Source organism: Actinomadura logoneensis, from assembly GCF_003428695.1.
Taxonomy (GTDB): Bacteria; Actinomycetota; Actinomycetes; order Streptosporangiales; family Streptosporangiaceae; genus Spirillospora; species Spirillospora logoneensis.
Genome location: NZ_QURH01000215.1, coordinates 1 through 15,637, shown reverse-complemented (window position 1 = coordinate 15,637; position 15,637 = coordinate 1). Strand labels below are relative to the sequence as shown.

Below are 15,637 nucleotides of genomic sequence, written 5' to 3'. Positions count from 1 at the left end.
GATGCCATGACCGACTCGCCGACCACCGCCTGGTGGCGGGACGCGGTGATCTACCAGGTGTACGTGCGCAGCTTCGCCGACGCGAACGGCGACGGCGTGGGCGACCTGGCGGGCATCCGCGCCCGGCTGCCGTACCTGGCCGACCTCGGCGTGGACGCGCTGTGGGTCACCCCGTTCTACGTCTCGCCGATGGCCGACTTCGGCTACGACGTGGCCGACTACCGCGACGTGGACCCGCTGTTCGGCACGCTGGACGACGCCCGCGCCCTCATCGCCGACGCGCACGCGCACGACCTGCGCGTCATCGTCGACGTCGTGCCGAACCACACCTCCGACCGGCACCCCTGGTTCGAGGCGGCCGTCGCCGCCGGGCCCGGCTCCCCCGAGCGCGAGCGCTACATGTTCCGCGACGGACGCGGCGCGGACGGCTCCGAGCCGCCCAACGACTGGGAGTCGGTGTTCGGCGGCCCGGCGTGGACGCGGCTGCCCGACGGCCAGTGGTACCTGCACCTGTTCGCGCCCGAGCAGCCCGACCTGAACTGGGAGAACCCCGGCGTCCGCGCCGAGTTCGAGGACATCCTGCGGTTCTGGCTCGACCTCGGCGTGGACGGCTTCCGGATCGACGTCGCGCACGGCATGGTCAAGGCCCCCGGGCTCCCCGACGTCGGCCACACCGGCCAGGTCGAGATGCTCGGCACCGCCGTCCTGCCCTACTTCGACCAGGACGGCGTCCACGAGATCCACCGCGCGTGGCGCAAGCTGCTCGACTCCTACCCCGGCGAGCGGATCGGCGTCGCCGAGGCGTGGGCGCCCGACACCGCGCGGCTCGCCCGGTACACCCGCCCGGACGAGCTGCACCAGGCGTTCAACTTCCACTACCTCGGCACGCCGTGGGACGCGGCGGAGCTGCGCGGGGTCATCGACGGCACGCTGCGCAGCGCGGGCACCGCGCCCGCGACCTGGGTGCTGTCGAACCACGACGTCAAGCGGCACCCCACCCGGTTCGGCGGCGGCGAGACCGGCCTGCGCCGCGCCCGCGCCGCGGCGCTGCTCACCCTCGCGCTGCCCGGCTCGGCCTACGTCTACCAGGGCGAGGAGCTGGGCCTGCCCGAGGTGCTCGACCTGCCCGCCGAGTTCCGCAAGGACCCGCAGGCCGGACGCGGCGAGGACGCGGGCCGCGACGGCTGCCGGGTGCCGATCCCGTGGAGCGGCGACGAGCCTCCCTTCGGGTTCACCGACGGGCCGTCCACGTGGCTGCCGATGCCGCCGGAGTGGCGCGCGCTGACCGTCGCCGCAGAGGAGGCCGACCCGGACTCCACGCTCACCCTGTACAAGACGGCGCTGCGCGTCCGGCGCGCCGAGCGGGCGCTCGGCGACGGCACGCTGGCGTGGCTGGACGCCCCGGACGGCACGCTCGCCTTCACCCGCAAGGCGGCCGACGGCACCTCGGTGGGGTGCGCGGTCAACACCGGCGCCGAGCCGGCGCGCGTCCCCGCGGCGGGCGAGATCCTGCTGTCCAGCGGGCCCGTGGAACGCGCCAACGACGGCGCCCTGCTCCTCCCGCCCGACACCGCCGTGTGGTGGAGGTAGTTTCGTGGCCATGACGACGCGGTTGGCCGACATCGCCGGGCACGCGGGGGTCAGCGAGGCGACGGTCAGCCGCGTCCTCAACGGCCGCCCCGGCGTGTCGGCGGCGACCCGGCAGGCGGTGCTCGCCGCGCTGGACGTGCTCGGGTACGAGCGGCCGGCGCGGCTGCGGCAGCAGCGCGCCGGGCTGATCGGCCTGATCATCCCGGAGCTGACCAACCCGATCTTCCCGGCGTTCGCCGAGGTGATCGAGAGCGCGCTGGCGCGGCACGGCTACATGGCGGTGCTGTGCTCGCAGACCCCCGGCGGCGTCGCCGAGGACGACTACCTGGAGATGCTGCTGGAACGCGGCGTCGCGGGCGTCATCTTCGTCAACGGCCTGCACGCCAACGCCAACTCCGACCGGGCCCGGTACACCCGGCTGACCGAGCAGGGCCTGCCGATCGTGCTGGTCAACGGCTACCGGCCGGACATCGACGCGCCGTTCGTCTCCAACGACGACGTCGCGTCGCTGGAGGCGGCCGTCGCGCACCTGGGCTCGCTCGGGCACCGGCGGATCGGCCTGGCGATCGGGCAGGACGTGTACGTCCCGACCCGGCGCAAGACCGAGGGGTTCCGGCGCGGGCTGGAGACACTGCTCGGGCCGTCCGCCGACACCGGGGGGCTGGTCGTGAACACGATGTACACGGTCGAGGGCGGGCAGGCCGCCGCGCAGAAGCTGCTCGACCGCGGCTGCACGGCGATCTGCTGCGGCAACGACATCATGGCGCTCGGCGCGATCCGGGCCGCCCGGCAGCGCGGGCTGCGGGTGCCGGAGGACGTGTCGGTCGTCGGCTTCGACGACTCGCCGCTCACCGCGTACCTGGACCCGCCGCTCACCACGATCCGGCAGTCGGTGCGGGAGATGGCGCTGGCCGCGGTGAGCACGGTGCTGGAGGAGGTCGGCGGCGGCCGTCCGCCGCGCACCGAACTGCTCTACCGGCCCGAGCTGGTCGTCCGCCGCTCGACCGCGCCCGCTCCGGTGCCGGCCGCCCCGCTGCCGCGCGCCGCGGAACACCCGGGGCCCGAACACCTGGTCAACTGAGGGGCGGACGTCCTCGCGACGCCCGCCGAACGCCCCGATCTACCCTGATCGGGGCGTTCGCCTTGGTAACGGTTGGATTGCGAGCATTGACAGTGAGCGGGGTCACGTTCTTTGCTTCGTGGGAGCGCTCCCACACTCCCACCCACGACAGACGAGAGGGACCCGCGATGAGGGGTTACCGGCTGAGGACCGCGGCTGTGCTGGCAGCCGCCGGCGTACTCGCGGCGGCATGCGGAGGCGGAGGCGGAGGCGACTCCAAGTCCGACAAGAACTTCACGCTGACCGTCGACGTGTTCGGCGAGTTCGGCTACGAGACGCTGTACAAGGGGTTCGAGCAGTCGCACCCGGGCGTCACGGTCAAGCAGCGCAAGGTGTCCTCGCTGGACGACTACAAGCCGCGGCTCCAGCAGTGGATCGCGACCGGCAGCGGGGCGGGCGACGTGGTCGCGCTGGAGGAGGGCATCCTGCCCACCTACATGCAGCAGCGCACCAAGTTCGTCAACCTCTTCGACTACGGCGCGCGCTCGATGCAGTCCGACTTCCTGCCGTGGAAGTGGCAGCTCGGCCTCAGCCCGGACGGAAGCCAGCTCGTCGGCCTCGGCACCGACGTCGGCCCGCTCGCCATGTGCTACCGCAAGGACCTGTTCAAGAAGGCCGGGCTGCCCACCGAGCGCGACGAGGTCGCCAAGCTCTGGCCCACCTGGGACCAGTTCCTCGCGACCGGGCAGAAGTTCCAGGGCAAGGTGTCCGGCGCCAAGTGGCTGGACGGCCCGACCGCCGTGCTGCGCGCGACCGTCCTGCAGAACGCGGGCAGCGGCCCCGGCTACAGCTTCTTCGACAAGGACGACAAGTTCGTCTTCGACACGAACCCCGCCGTGAAGCAGGCGTTCGACACCGCGCTGAAGTTCGAGCAGAACAAGATGACGGCGGACATGTCGATCTTCACGCCGCCGTGGCAGACGGCGCTGAAGCGCGACACGTTCGCGACCGTGCCCTGCCCGTCCTGGATGCTCGGCGGCATCAAGCAGTTCTCCGGCGATTTCGGCAAGGGCAAGTGGGACGTCGCGACCACCCCGGGCGGCTCGGGCTACTGGGGCGGGTCGTGGCTGGCCGTGCCGAAGCAGAGCAAGCACCAGAAGGCCGCCGCCGAGCTGGCCCAGTACCTGACGAGCGCGCAGAGCCAGGTCGGCGCGTTCAAGGACAAGGACACCTTCCCGTCCAACGTCAAGGCCGAGCAGGACCCGGCGGTGTCCGGCGCGTCCAACGACTACTTCAGCGGCGCGCCCACCGGGAAGATCTTCGGACAGCTCGTGGCCTCGGTGAAGCCCGTCCACCTCGGGCCGAAGAACGAGGACGTCCGGCAGGCCGTGGAGAACGTCCTGATCGCGGTCGGCCAGGGCCATGTCAAGCCCGAGGAAGCCTGGGGGAAGGCCGTCGAGGCGGCCAAGAAGGCCGCCAGATGACCAGTGTGGACACGCGTCCCGCGCGCCCGGTGGACCGGGCGGGCGGGACGCCCCGCGCCGAGCGCCGGCGGGCGCTGCTCGCCCGGCTCGACCTCAAGGCCAGCCCCTACGCGTTCGTCGCGCCGTTCTTCGTCGTCTTCCTCGTCTTCGGCGGCTACCCGCTCGTCTACACGCTGTGGGTCTCGCTGCACGACTGGGGGCTGGCGTCCGGGACGCGCGAGTGGGCGGGGTTCGGCAACTACGGCTACCTGTTCGGCGACGACCAGTTCTGGCACGCGCTGGTGAACACGCTCGGGATCTTCGTGCTCTCGACCGTCCCGCAGCTCCTGCTGGCGCTGCTGCTCGCCAACACGCTGAACCGGCGGATGCGGGCCGCGACGGTCTTCCGGATCGGGGTGGTCGCGCCGCTGATCACCTCGATGGCGGCGGTCGCGATCGTGTTCGGCCAGTTGTTCGACACGCACTACGGCTTCATCAACTGGATCCTGCACACCGACATCGAGTGGCACACGAACCGCCTCTGGTCGTGGACGGCGATCTCGGTGATGGTCGACTGGCGCTGGACGGGCTACAACGCGCTGATCTTCCTGGCCGCGATGCAGGCGATCCCGAAGGACCTGTACGAGGCCGCCGCGATCGACGGCGCGTCCCGGATGCGGCAGTTCTGGCAGATCACCGTGCCGCTGCTGCGCCCGACGATCCTGTTCACGGTGATCATCTCCACCATCGGCGGGCTGCAGCTGTTCACCGAGCCGGTGCTGTTCGCCAACGACACGGCCAACAGAATGGACGGCGGGGCCACGCACCAGTTCCAGACGCTGACGCTCTACATGTACGACAACGCGTTCGGGCACGACCGGTACGGCTACGGCGCGGCGATCGCCTGGGTGCTGTTCCTGCTCATCATCGTGTTCTCCCTGCTGAACTTCCTGTTCATCCGGCGTGCGGGAGGCACCCGATGACGATCCCCGCTCCCCTGTCCCGGCCCGCGCGCACGACCGCGCGGCGGCTGCACGGCCTCTGGGACGCCAGCCCGCTGACGTACCTGACGCTGCTCGCCGCGGTGGCGCTGTCGGTGGCCCCCATCTACTGGATGTTCGTGGTGGCGACGCGCACCAACGACGTCGTCGCGGACGTCCCGCCGCCGGTGCTGCCGGGCGGGCATCTCGGCTCCAACGTGAACCGGCTGTTCGACAACCCGGACGCCTACTTCGCCCGGGGCCTGCTCAACTCGGTGCTCGTGTCGTCCTGCGTGACGGTCTCGACCGTCTTCTTCGCCTCGCTGGCCGGGTTCGCGTTCGCCAAGCTGCGCTTCCGCGGCCGCAACGCGCTGCTGCTCACGATCGTGGCGACGATGATGATCCCGGTGCAGATGGGGATCATCCCGCTCTACATGATCATGGTGAGGCTGGGCTGGCAGAACCACCTGCAGGCGGTGGTCGTCCCGTTCCTGGTCACCGGGTTCGGGGTGTTCATGATGCGGCAGTACGCCGACCAGGCCGTCCCGGACGAGCTGGTCGAGGCCGCCCGCGTGGACGGCTGCACCACCTTCGGCGTGTACTGGCGGGTCGTCCTGCCGGCGCTGCGCCCGGCGGCCGGCGTGCTCGGCCTGTTCACCTTCATGCAGACCTGGAACGAATTCATGTGGCCGCTGGCGGTGCTCACCCCGGAGAACCCGACCGTCCAGCTGTCCATCAACAACCTGGCCAACGCCCACTTCAACGACTACACGCTGATGTTCGCCGGCACGTCGGTGGCGGTGCTGCCGCTGCTGGTGGTCTTCGTGGCGTTCGGCCGCCAGATCATCGGAGGGATCATGGAAGGCGCGATCAAGGCATGAACGGGACCGCGAACTTCCCGGACGGGTTCCGGTGGGGCGCGGCCACGGCCGCGTACCAGGTCGAGGGCGCCACGCGGGAGGACGGCCGGGTGCCGTCCATCTGGGACACCTTCGTCCGCAGGCCCGGCACGGTGCTGGGCGGCGACACCGGCGACGTCGCGGTGGACCACTTCCACCGGTTCCGCGAGGACGTGGCGATCATGCGCGACCTCGGGCTGACGGCGTACCGGTTCTCGGTGGCGTGGCCGCGCGCCCACGCGTCCGGCGCGCGGGGGCTGGCGTTCTACGACCGGCTGGTGGACGCGCTGCTGGAGGCGGGGATCGAGCCCTGGCCGACGCTGTACCACTGGGACCTCCCGCAGGAGCTGGAGGACGCGGGCGGCTGGCCCGAGCGCGACACCGCGTACCGGTTCGCCGACTACGCCGCCGGGGTGCACGACGTCCTCGGCGACCGGGTGCGGAACTGGCTGACGGTGAACGAGCCGTGGTGCGCGGCGTTCCTCGGGTACGCCTCCGGCGACCACGCGCCCGGACGCCGCGAACCCGCCGCCGCGCTGCACGCGGCGCACCACCTGATGCTCGGGCACGGGCTGGCCGTCCAGGCGATGCGGGCGCAGCGGCCGGACAACCGGTTCGGCGCGGCGGTGAACCTGTACGCCGTCTCCCCCGCGTCCGACGCGGAGGCCGACGTGGACGCCGCGCGCCGCGTGGACGGCCTGCAGAACCGGTTCTTCCTCGATCCGCTGCTGCTCGGCCGCTACCCGTGGGACGTGCTCGCCGACGTGGAGCGGTTCGGGTTCGCGCCCTCGGAGGCCGACCTGACGATCATCAACCAGCCGATCGAGCACCTCGGCATCAACTACTACTCGCGGCACACCGTGAGCGGCGACCCCGACTCGGCGCCGCAGGCGGCGTCGTCGCCGTTCGCCGAGCACTCGCCGTGGGTCGGCAGCGGGCACGTGCGGTTCCCGTCCACCGGACGGCCGGTCACCGGGATGGGCTGGGAGATCGACCCGTCCGGGCTGACGGAGGTGCTGGTCAGGCTGCACCGGGAGTACCCGGCGGTGGACCTGTGCGTCACCGAGAACGGCGCGGGCTACCAGGAGGAACCGTCCAACGGAACGGTCCACGACGCCGGGCGGATCGAGTACCTCGACGGCCATCTGCGCGCCTGCCACGACGCGATCGCCGCGGGCGTCCCGCTTCGCGGCTACTTCACGTGGTCGCTGCTGGATAATTTCGAGTGGGCGTGGGGGTACTCCCGGCGCTTCGGGCTGGTTCACGTCGACTACGCCACGTTGCGCCGGGCGCCCAAGGACAGCGCGCGCTGGTACGCGGAGGTGATCCGCCGGGGCGGGCTCACGGAGCGCGGGTAGCAGGGCGAACGGGAGGGCGGGCGGGATGGCCGGACGGGGAACACGCCCCACCCTGGAGGAGGTCGCGGCCCTGGCCGGGGTCGGCCGGGGCACGGTGTCCCGGGTGGTCAACGGCTCGCCGCGGGTGAGCCCGCGGGCCCGGGACGCGGTGCTCGCCGCGATCGAGGAGCTGGGGTACGTCCCGAACCGGGCCGCCCGCGCCCTGGTCACCCGGCGGACCGAGACGGTCGCGCTGGTCGTCGCCGAGTCCGAGCTGCGGCTGTTCGACGAGCCGTTCTTCGCCGGGATGATCCGCGGGGTCAGCGCGGCGCTGAACGAGACCGGCCTGCAGCTGCTGCTCGCCCTCGCCCGCTCCCCCGCCGAGTACGAGCGGCTGGAGCAGTACCTCACCCCGCAGCACGTGGACGGCGTGCTGCTCACCTCCCTGCACGCCGAGGACCCGCTGCCCGGACGGCTGGAGGCGAGCGGCGTGCCGACCGTCCTCGGCGGCCGTCCGCCCGGCATCGAGCCGGTGTCGTACGTGGACGTCGACAACCGCAGCGGCGCCCGGCAGGCCGTGGAGCACCTGGTCGGCCGGGGCCGCCGCCGCATCGCCACCATCGCCGGGCCGCAGGACATGGGCGTCGGCATCGACCGGCTGACCGGCTACCGCGCCGCGCTCGCCGAGGCCGGGCTGCCCGAGCTGGTCGTGCACGGCGACTTCAGCGAGGCCAGCGGGATCGCGGCGGCCGAGGAGCTGCTGGCGCTCGACCCCGCCCTGGACGCGATCTTCGCGGCGGACGACCCGATGGCGCTCGGCGCGATGCGGGTGCTGCGGCGGCACGGGCGGTCCGTCCCGGCCGACGTCGCGGTGGTCGGGTTCGAGGACTCGCCGGCTGCGGTGCTCGCCGACCCGCCGCTCACCACCGTGCACCAGTCGGCCGAGGAGATGGGCCGCGAGATGACGCGGCTGCTGCTGGCCCGGATCAACGGCGAGCCGCCCGCCGAGCCGGTCGTCATCCTCCCCCCGCACCTGGTCGTCCGAGCGTCCAGCTGAGCCGCGCGCCGGCGTCCCGGCGTCCTCCGAGCCCTCCCCCGGATCGTCCGGGGGAGGGCTCGGGCGCTTTCCGCAATGGTCCGATAAAGCCGGACCAACTCCCCTGAACCGTGAATCCGCGAACTGCTCGACAATTCGCGGGTGAAACCTCGGTGTCCGCGAGAAAAACCTCCCCCGCACATCCCTTCACCGGTTCCTTTTGCCGTTGTTAATGTGGCGCTCGGCCAGGGGGACCTGGCCCGGAAACGACCCGCTGGATGGCCCTGCGGGAAAGACGCCGGCAACTCGGGAGACGCGATGTGGAGCACCGGGCCGAAGCCGCCCAGCGATTGCAGCAAGCACATGAACATCCGGACAGTGCGGCAGATCCAGCATCTGCTGGTGCTGTGTTCGCTGCTCAGGCGGGACAGTCCGCTGGCGCGGATCCTGACCACGGCGCTGGAGCTCGACCCCGTCCCGATGGCCGCCCGGGCGACCCCCGCGCCCAGCGTCCACCCGCAGGAGACCAAGGACTGGCTGGAGTCCTTCTGGGACCCGGCCGCCCTGACCCCGGACGAAGTGGAGGTCGCCGCCTGGCAGAACAACATCACCGAAATGGTGACCGCCGTGGAGGAGATCCACGCCATCGAGAAGCTCATTGACATTCGGCTGACCAGCGAGAAGGCCGAGCAGCCGAAAATCGCAGAGTAAGCGAATCACAAGGAGGAAACACATGTCCCCCACGACGATTCTCCGGCACGCCGCCGCGGACGCCGACTTCCGCAGCGAACTCCTCGAGCGTCCCGCCGACTTCGGCGTCGCAGCGGTCCCCGCGGGTGTCGAGCAGCCCGACGCCGAGTCGCTGGGCTACTGGACCGAAGGCGCCGCCGCCGTGGACGTCTACGCCTGTGCGTCGACCTGCACCAGCGGCCCGCTGACGTTCATCTGCGACGGCACCACCAAGTGACGGCCGGGCCGGCGCGTCCCCGATGACGCGCCGAGCCGTCACCCCGTGGCCCCTGGCGTGAACACCGGTGTGAGCACTCGTGTGAGCACCCGTGTGAGCGCCGGGGCCCAGTGAGAAGGCGGTGGGCCGGCTCGTCCGGCCCACCGTCCCGCCGCGTCCGGCGCCCCGCCCGCCTTGCCCCCCCGTGGCCCGCGGGCCCGTGTCCTCTCGTCCGTCACCTCACGAGGAGCACCCGTTCGTGAAGCAGCACCGTCTAGACCTGGCGGCCCGCGCCGCCCATCTGGCCGAACGGCGCCGGGTGGTGGACGCGCTCGGCCCGCCCGCGGATCCGCCCGCCCTCGGCGAGTTCGACTCCTGGCTGGTCGGACGGCAGGTCCGCAAGCTGGCCGACCGCGGCGCGCAGGCCAAGCGCAAGGACCTGCCCGGCCGCGACGACGGGTACGACGACCTCGAGGCGCTGCTGACCTCCTACCGCGGGCACGAACTGGCCTTCTCTTCGTCCGGTCCGGCCGCCGCCGGCTCGCCCTTCGGCCGGTTGCTGGAGGAGATGGCCGCCGAGTGGCTGCCGACGTACCGGGCGGCGCTCGACGGCCCGCGCGACGACGCGGCCGGCGGCCCCGACGCCTGGTGGCGCGCGCCCGAGGTGTTCCACACCAGGTACGCGATCGTCTGCGCCCCCTTCCTCGCCGAGCTCGACCGCCGCCTGACCGCCGTCCTGGCCGAGAGCGACGGCGCGCCGGTGTTCGACCGGCGGTTCGTGACCGGCTTCCAGGAGCGCCTGCTCAACCGGTTCCAGCTCGCGATGGCCTGGGCGGTGGAGACCGACGCGAAGGCGTACGCCGCCGAGCACGGCATCGACCCCGAGACCGCGACCGCCGCCGACTTCACCGCGTACCTGGACGCGACGTTCGCGGGCGCCGACGGCCACCACCGCTTCTTCCTGGACTTCCCGGTCCTCGGGCGCTGGCTCGCGCACGTCACGGCCCTGCTCTCCGAGCACGGCCGCGACCTGGTGCGGCGGCTGCGCGCGGACGCCGCGGACGTCGGCGCGGCGTTCTACGGCGGCCCGGTCACGGCCGTGCGGAACGCCGCCCTCGGCCTCGGCGACGACCACGCCGGAGGCCGCAGCGTGGTGCTCCTGGACGTCGAGACGCCGGACGGCCCGCACCGGCTCGTCTACAAGCCCCGGTCGGTCCGGGGCGAGGCGGCGCTGCAGGGCCTGCTGGACCGGCTGCGCGCGGACGGCGTGCTCGGCTTCGCCTCCCGGCCCGTCCTGCCGCGCGACGGCTACGGCTACGAGGCGCTGATCCCGTCCGGCCGCAACCACGTCGCCGACCGCGCCGCCGCCGCGGCCGTGTACGCCGAGCTCGGCGGCTACCTGGCGCTGTTCTACGTGCTCGGCGGCGGCGACCTGCACTTCGAGAACATCATCGTCGCGGACGGGCACGCCTACGTCTGCGACGGCGAGACCATCCTCGGGGCCGTCCCGGGCGAGCGCCCGGACGCGACCGGCACGGTGATGGACTCGGTGTTCCGGACGGGCCTGATCGAGTGGCCGTCCGGACGGGCCGAGGAGAGCTCGATGCGGCTCAGCGGCTACGCGGGCGGCGGCGCGTACGAGATGCCGACCAGCGTCCCCCGGCTGGACGAGCGGGGCCCGTCGTTCGCCGCGTCCGTGCGGCACGTGTCGGGCGTCCGGGTCGATCCGGGCGCGGGCAACCGGGTGTTCCTGGACGGCGAGATCACGCACGCCGAGGACTTCGCCGAGGACGTCGGGGCCGGGTTCGACGCGGTCTACCGGTGGTTCGCCCGCGACGGCGAGGAGGCGGTCCGGACCGTGCGCGAGCTGTTCACCGGGTCGCGGGTGCGGTTCGTCAACTGGAGCACGCAGATCTACTCGCAGCTGCTGCTGGCCACCCGGCACCCGCGCTGCCTCATGGACCCCGTCGAGGTGGACCTGCTGATCGACACCGTCCGGACGTTCCCGCGCGTCTGGGACCACGACCTGGCCTGCCCGGACCGCGAGGCCGCGTCCATGTGGCGGATGGACGTCCCGCTGTTCGACACGCCCGCCGAGACCGCCCGGGTCACGCACGACCACGGCGCGGAGGTCCCGCTCCGGCTGGCGGCGGCGCCGCTGGACGTCGCGGCCGAGCGGATCCGGTCGCTGACCGAGGAGAACCGGCGGCGGCAGCGGCAGTACATCGCGGCGGGACTCGCGGGCGGCGACGTGACCAGCGCGGACTTCGTCGCGACCTGCGTCGAGCAGGCCGAGGCCGTCGCGCTGCGGCTCTGCGCCGAGGCGCGGCCCGCCGGCGCCCCCTGGATCTCCTACGTGGTGTCGCGCGACGGCCACGAGGAGGTGGACATCGAGGCCGAGCTGTACAACGGGACGTCCGGCGTCGCCCTGTTCCTCGCCTACCTCAACGAGGTCAGCCCGCGTCCGGAGTTCGAGCGCACCGCGCGGCTCGCGCTCGACTTCGCCCGCGAGCACGTCACCGAGACCGGCTGGATCGGCGCGTACGCCGGGACGGGCGGCCTGATCTACACGCTCGTCCACCTGCACCGGCTCTGGGGCGAGCGGGACCTGCTCGACCAGGCCGTGGCCCTGGCCGACGGCCTCGCCCCCCTCATCGACAGCGACGACCGGCTGGACGTCTACTTCGGCTCCGCGGGGCTTATCCCGGTGTTCCTCGGGCTGGCGGACGCGACCGGCGGGCACGGCGCCGACCTCGCCGAGCGCTGCGCCGAGCACCTGCTCAAGCACGCCAACTCCGACGGCGACGCGCTCTCCTGGCCGGGCGACGAGGCGGGCGCGGCGCTGGCCGACCTGACCGGCTTCGCGCACGGCGCGGGCGGAATCGGCTGGGCGCTCGCCATGCTCGGCCACCGCCTCGGCCGCGCGTCCTACATCGACGCCGCGCACCGCGCCTTCGCCTACGAGGACCGGCACTTCGACGAGCAGGTGCAGGACTGGTACGACCTGCGGTCCTCGCCGGGCGGCCCGATCTGGAACGGACGGCACTTCGCCAACGCGTGGTGCAACGGCGCCGCCGGCATCGGCCTGGCGCGCCTGGCGACCTGGGACACGCTCGGCCGGAGCGACGACGGCCTCCTGCAGGGGGCGCAGCGCGGGCTGACCGCGACCGTCCGCAACTTCCCCCGGCTGATGAACGACTCGCTCTGCCACGGCAGGTCCGGGAACGCCGAGCTGCTGCTGCGGCACGCCCTGCTGCGCGCCGAGCCCGCGTTCCGGGTGGAGGCCAACCTGCACGCCCAGAACCAGTGGCGGAACCTCGCCGAGGCGCGGCCCGGCCCCGAGTCGGGGTTCTTCCCGGGACTCATGCTCGGCATGGCCGGGTTCGGCATGCACTCGCTGCGGCTGGCCCGTCCCGAGCTGGTCCCGTCCGTCCTGTTGCTCGACCCGCCGACCCGACCCTGAGGAGTGATGACGAGAATGTCCGTGGACGCCTGCCAGGAGTTCATGCACGCCGCCGACACCGACCCCGACCTGCGGATGCGGATGCGGGCCATGACCGGAGTCGGGGAACTGCTCCGCCTCGCCCGCAGTCACGGGTTCGAGTTCACCATGCCCGACCTGGCCGCCGTGGCGCGCGCGTCCGGTTCACGTGCCGAGGCCGAGGCCGAAGCCGGGTCCACGACCGGGTCCGGGTCCGGGGAGGAGGCGGGCGGCGGGACGAGCGTGCTGCACCACGAGTACGCGCTGGACGACCTGCCCGCCTTCGCCGAGGTGCGCGAGCTGCTGCCGCTGGTGAAGATCCGGCCGCCGACGGTCGACATGGACCGGTTCGCGGACGCCTTCGTCCCCGCCGACCTCGCGTCCACCGACCTCGCGCCGAGCGGCCCCGAGTACCGGCGCTGGCGCGAGGAGCTGCGGACCGCGCCCGGCGACCGCCGCCACTTCCACCTGGTGAACCTGGACGACCACGTCGAGCACCCCGGCTACGAGGACTACCTGGACGCCAAGGTCCGGCTGGTCGGCGCGCTGGAGAAGGTGTTCGGGCCGGAGGTCCGCTTCTCCGGCAGCATGTGGTACCCGCCGTCGTCCTACCGGCTCTGGCACACCAACGAGGACCAGCCCGGCTGGCGGATGTACCTCATCGACTTCGACGACGAGTTCGCCGACCCGTCCGACACCTCGTTCTTCCGGTACCAGAAGCCCGGCACCGACGAGCTGGTCACGCTGCGGGAGCGGCCCCGGATGGCGCGCTTCTTCAAGATCGAGCAGGACCCGGCCAGGCTGTTCTGGCACTGCATCGTGAACCCGACCGAGCGGCACCGGTGGAGCTTCGGCTTCGTCGTCCCCGACGACTGGCAGGCCGCGCTGGAGGCCGCCGCGTGACCGCACCCTCCGCCGTCCCCGACGCCGCGGCGACGGCCGGCGTCCCGCCCGCGATCGAGGCGTCGGGGCTGCGCAAGCGGTACGGGGACCTCGTCGCCGTGGACGGGGTGGACCTGTCCGTCGCCGCCGGGGAGTGCTTCGCGTTCCTCGGCCCGAACGGCGCGGGCAAGTCCACCACGATCGCGATGCTGTGCACGCTGACCCGGCCGACCGCCGGGCGGGTCGCGATCGCCGGTTACGACACGCGCACCGAGCCGCTGGAGGCGCGGCGGCGGATCGGGCTGGTGTTCCAGGAGCCCACGCTCGACCTCGCCCTGACCGCCGCCGAGAACCTGCGGTTCCACGCCGACCTGTACGACGTGCCGCCGGAGCTGGTCGCCGAGCGCGTGGACCGCGCGCTCGACCTGGTCGGGCTGGCCGACGAGCGGGACCGGATCGCCGGGACGTTCTCCGGCGGCATGCGCCGCCGCCTGGAGATCGCCCGCGCGCTGCTGCACCGGCCGCGGGTGATCGTCCTGGACGAGCCGACGCTCGGCCTCGACCCGCACGCGCGCGCCCGCGTCTGGGAGCACCTGCGGGCCGTCCGGGAGCGCGAGGCCGTCACGATCTTCCTCACCACGCACTACCTGGACGAGGCGGAGCAGTGCGACCGCGTCGCGATCATCGACGCGGGGCGGATCGTCGCGCAGGGCTCCCCCGCCGCGCTGAAGGCCGAGCTGACCGCGCCCGGCGCGGAGCCGCCGACCCTGGACGAGGTGTTCCTGCACCACACGGGCCGTCCGCTGAACGCCGACGCGGCCCTCGGGACACCGCCCGCCGCCGCGCCCCCGCCGGTTCCACGGGAGCTCCCGTCCGACGTGCGGGCGCGGCGGTGGGCGGCCGAGTTCCGGGCCGTCCGCATGGTGTGGCGGCGCGACCTGCTGGTCTACCGGCGCGGCCGGGTCGCCGCGCTGCTGTCGATGATGCAGCCGCTGCTGTTCCTGTTCATCCTCGGCGTCGGGCTGTCCGGACTGATGCCGGGGACCGGGCACGGCGCCTACCAGCTGTTCGTGTTCTCCGGCGCGCTGGTCACGGCCGCGCTCGGGCCGGCCGCCGCGGTCGGCGCGTCCCTGCTGTGGGACCTGCGGGTGGGGTTCCTGCGGGAGATGCTCGCCGGGCCCGTCCGGCGCGAGTCGCTGCTGCTCGGCAAGTGCCTGGGCGGCGCGACGATCGCCACCATCCAGGGGACGCTGCTGCTGGCCGCCGGGCCGCTCATCGGGGTCCCCGCCGATCCGGTGCTGATCGCGATGCTCGCCGCGCAGCTCGCGCTCGCGTCGCTGGCCATGACGGCGATCGGGGTGCTGGTGGCGACGTACGTCCGGAATCCGCCCGCCTACGGGACGGCCCTGTCGGTGCTGGTGGCGCCGCTGACGTTCCTGTCCGGCGCGATGTTCCCGCTCTCGGGGCTGCCCGCCTGGCTGGAGGTGCCGGCGCTGGCGAACCCGCTCACCTACGCGGTGGACGCCCTGCGCCGCACGGTGGCGTCCCGGCTGCCGGACGCGTCGCCGCACCTGTTCCGGCCGCTCCTGCTCGGGTCCTGGCATCCGCCGATCGTCGCCGAGTGGACGCTGCTGGCGCTGCTGGCGGTCGTCCCGCTGGCCTGGGCCGCGCGGCGCTTCTCCCGCACCGACTGACCCCCGGGCGGACGCGCGGACGCCCCCGTTCCCGCACCGGAACGGGGGCGTCCGTGTGTTCGAAAACGCCTCCCCGCGACCGGGTTCCGTGCTCCCATGTTGACCATGGATGCACGCATCAAGATCAGTGCCGCGGACCCGGTGCGGGAGACCGCCGGTCTCTACGAGTTCCTGCGCGGCGACCGGACGCTGGCGGGCCGCGTCCGGGCCGAGGCGCCGCCGCCGCGCGACGGCGAGCTGGGCGGCGCGACCGACGTGCTGGTCGTCGC

Annotated in this window: 13 protein-coding genes; all 13 read left to right on the top strand. The window is 73.0% G+C overall.

From position 1 onward, the window contains the following. Nucleotides 1-6 precede the first annotated feature (6 nt). The gene (locus tag DZF91_RS12085; protein WP_117357569.1) at nt 7-1,590 is read left to right on the top strand and encodes a glycoside hydrolase family 13 protein; all 1,584 of its coding nucleotides are present in this window, start codon (nt 7-9) and stop codon (nt 1,588-1,590) included. A gap of 10 nt (nt 1,591-1,600) precedes the next feature. After that, the gene (locus tag DZF91_RS12080) at nt 1,601-2,671 is read left to right on the top strand and encodes a LacI family DNA-binding transcriptional regulator (RefSeq protein WP_117357596.1); all 1,071 of its coding nucleotides are present in this window, start codon (nt 1,601-1,603) and stop codon (nt 2,669-2,671) included. A gap of 197 nt (nt 2,672-2,868) precedes the next feature. Next, nucleotides 2,869-4,134 (top strand): ABC transporter substrate-binding protein, encoded by a 1,266-nt coding sequence (locus DZF91_RS12075; RefSeq protein ID WP_235834228.1) that lies wholly within the window; start codon nt 2,869-2,871, stop codon nt 4,132-4,134. Further along, a complete protein-coding gene (locus DZF91_RS12070; protein ID WP_117357567.1) occupies nt 4,131-5,096 on the top strand; it encodes a carbohydrate ABC transporter permease in 966 nt (321 codons plus the stop codon). The genes DZF91_RS12075 and DZF91_RS12070 overlap by 4 nt, the downstream gene beginning before the upstream one ends. Then, a complete protein-coding gene (locus tag DZF91_RS12065) occupies nt 5,093-5,974 on the top strand; it encodes a carbohydrate ABC transporter permease (protein ID WP_117357566.1) in 882 nt (293 codons plus the stop codon). The genes DZF91_RS12070 and DZF91_RS12065 overlap by 4 nt, the downstream gene beginning before the upstream one ends. Beyond that, entirely contained in the window at nt 5,971-7,350 is a 1,380-nt protein-coding gene (locus DZF91_RS12060) for a GH1 family beta-glucosidase (protein WP_117357565.1), read from the top strand. Before DZF91_RS12065 ends, DZF91_RS12060 begins: the two co-directional genes overlap by 4 nt. Nucleotides 7,351-7,375: 25 nt before the next feature. Continuing rightward, nucleotides 7,376-8,386, top strand: a complete 1,011-nt coding sequence (locus DZF91_RS12055; RefSeq protein WP_117357564.1) for a LacI family DNA-binding transcriptional regulator — start codon at nt 7,376-7,378, stop codon at nt 8,384-8,386. Between the two features lie 342 nt (nt 8,387-8,728). Further along, nucleotides 8,729-9,076, top strand: coding sequence for a DurN family substrate-assisted peptide maturase (locus DZF91_RS12050; RefSeq protein ID WP_147341115.1), 348 nt, complete (start codon nt 8,729-8,731; stop codon nt 9,074-9,076). Nucleotides 9,077-9,098: 22 nt separating this feature from the next. Continuing rightward, nucleotides 9,099-9,332: a cinnamycin family lantibiotic gene (locus tag DZF91_RS12045; RefSeq protein WP_117357562.1), complete on the top strand. Its 234-nt coding sequence runs from the start codon at nt 9,099-9,101 to the stop codon at nt 9,330-9,332. A gap of 238 nt (nt 9,333-9,570) precedes the next feature. Then, a complete protein-coding gene (locus DZF91_RS12040; protein ID WP_117357561.1) occupies nt 9,571-12,774 on the top strand; it encodes a type 2 lanthipeptide synthetase LanM family protein in 3,204 nt (1,067 codons plus the stop codon). A gap of 6 nt (nt 12,775-12,780) precedes the next feature. After that, complete coding sequence (locus tag DZF91_RS12035) at nt 12,781-13,695, top strand: Nif11-like leader peptide family natural product precursor (protein WP_235834227.1); 915 nt, start codon at nt 12,781-12,783, stop codon at nt 13,693-13,695. Further along, on the top strand, nt 13,692-15,368 hold the full coding sequence (locus DZF91_RS42935; RefSeq protein WP_328589158.1) for an ATP-binding cassette domain-containing protein: 1,677 nt from the start codon (nt 13,692-13,694) through the stop codon (nt 15,366-15,368). Before DZF91_RS12035 ends, DZF91_RS42935 begins: the two co-directional genes overlap by 4 nt. A gap of 96 nt (nt 15,369-15,464) precedes the next feature. Next, nucleotides 15,465-15,637 (top strand): effector-associated constant component EACC1 (locus DZF91_RS43145; RefSeq protein WP_407920907.1); only part of this gene is annotated, 173 nt, incomplete at its 3' end.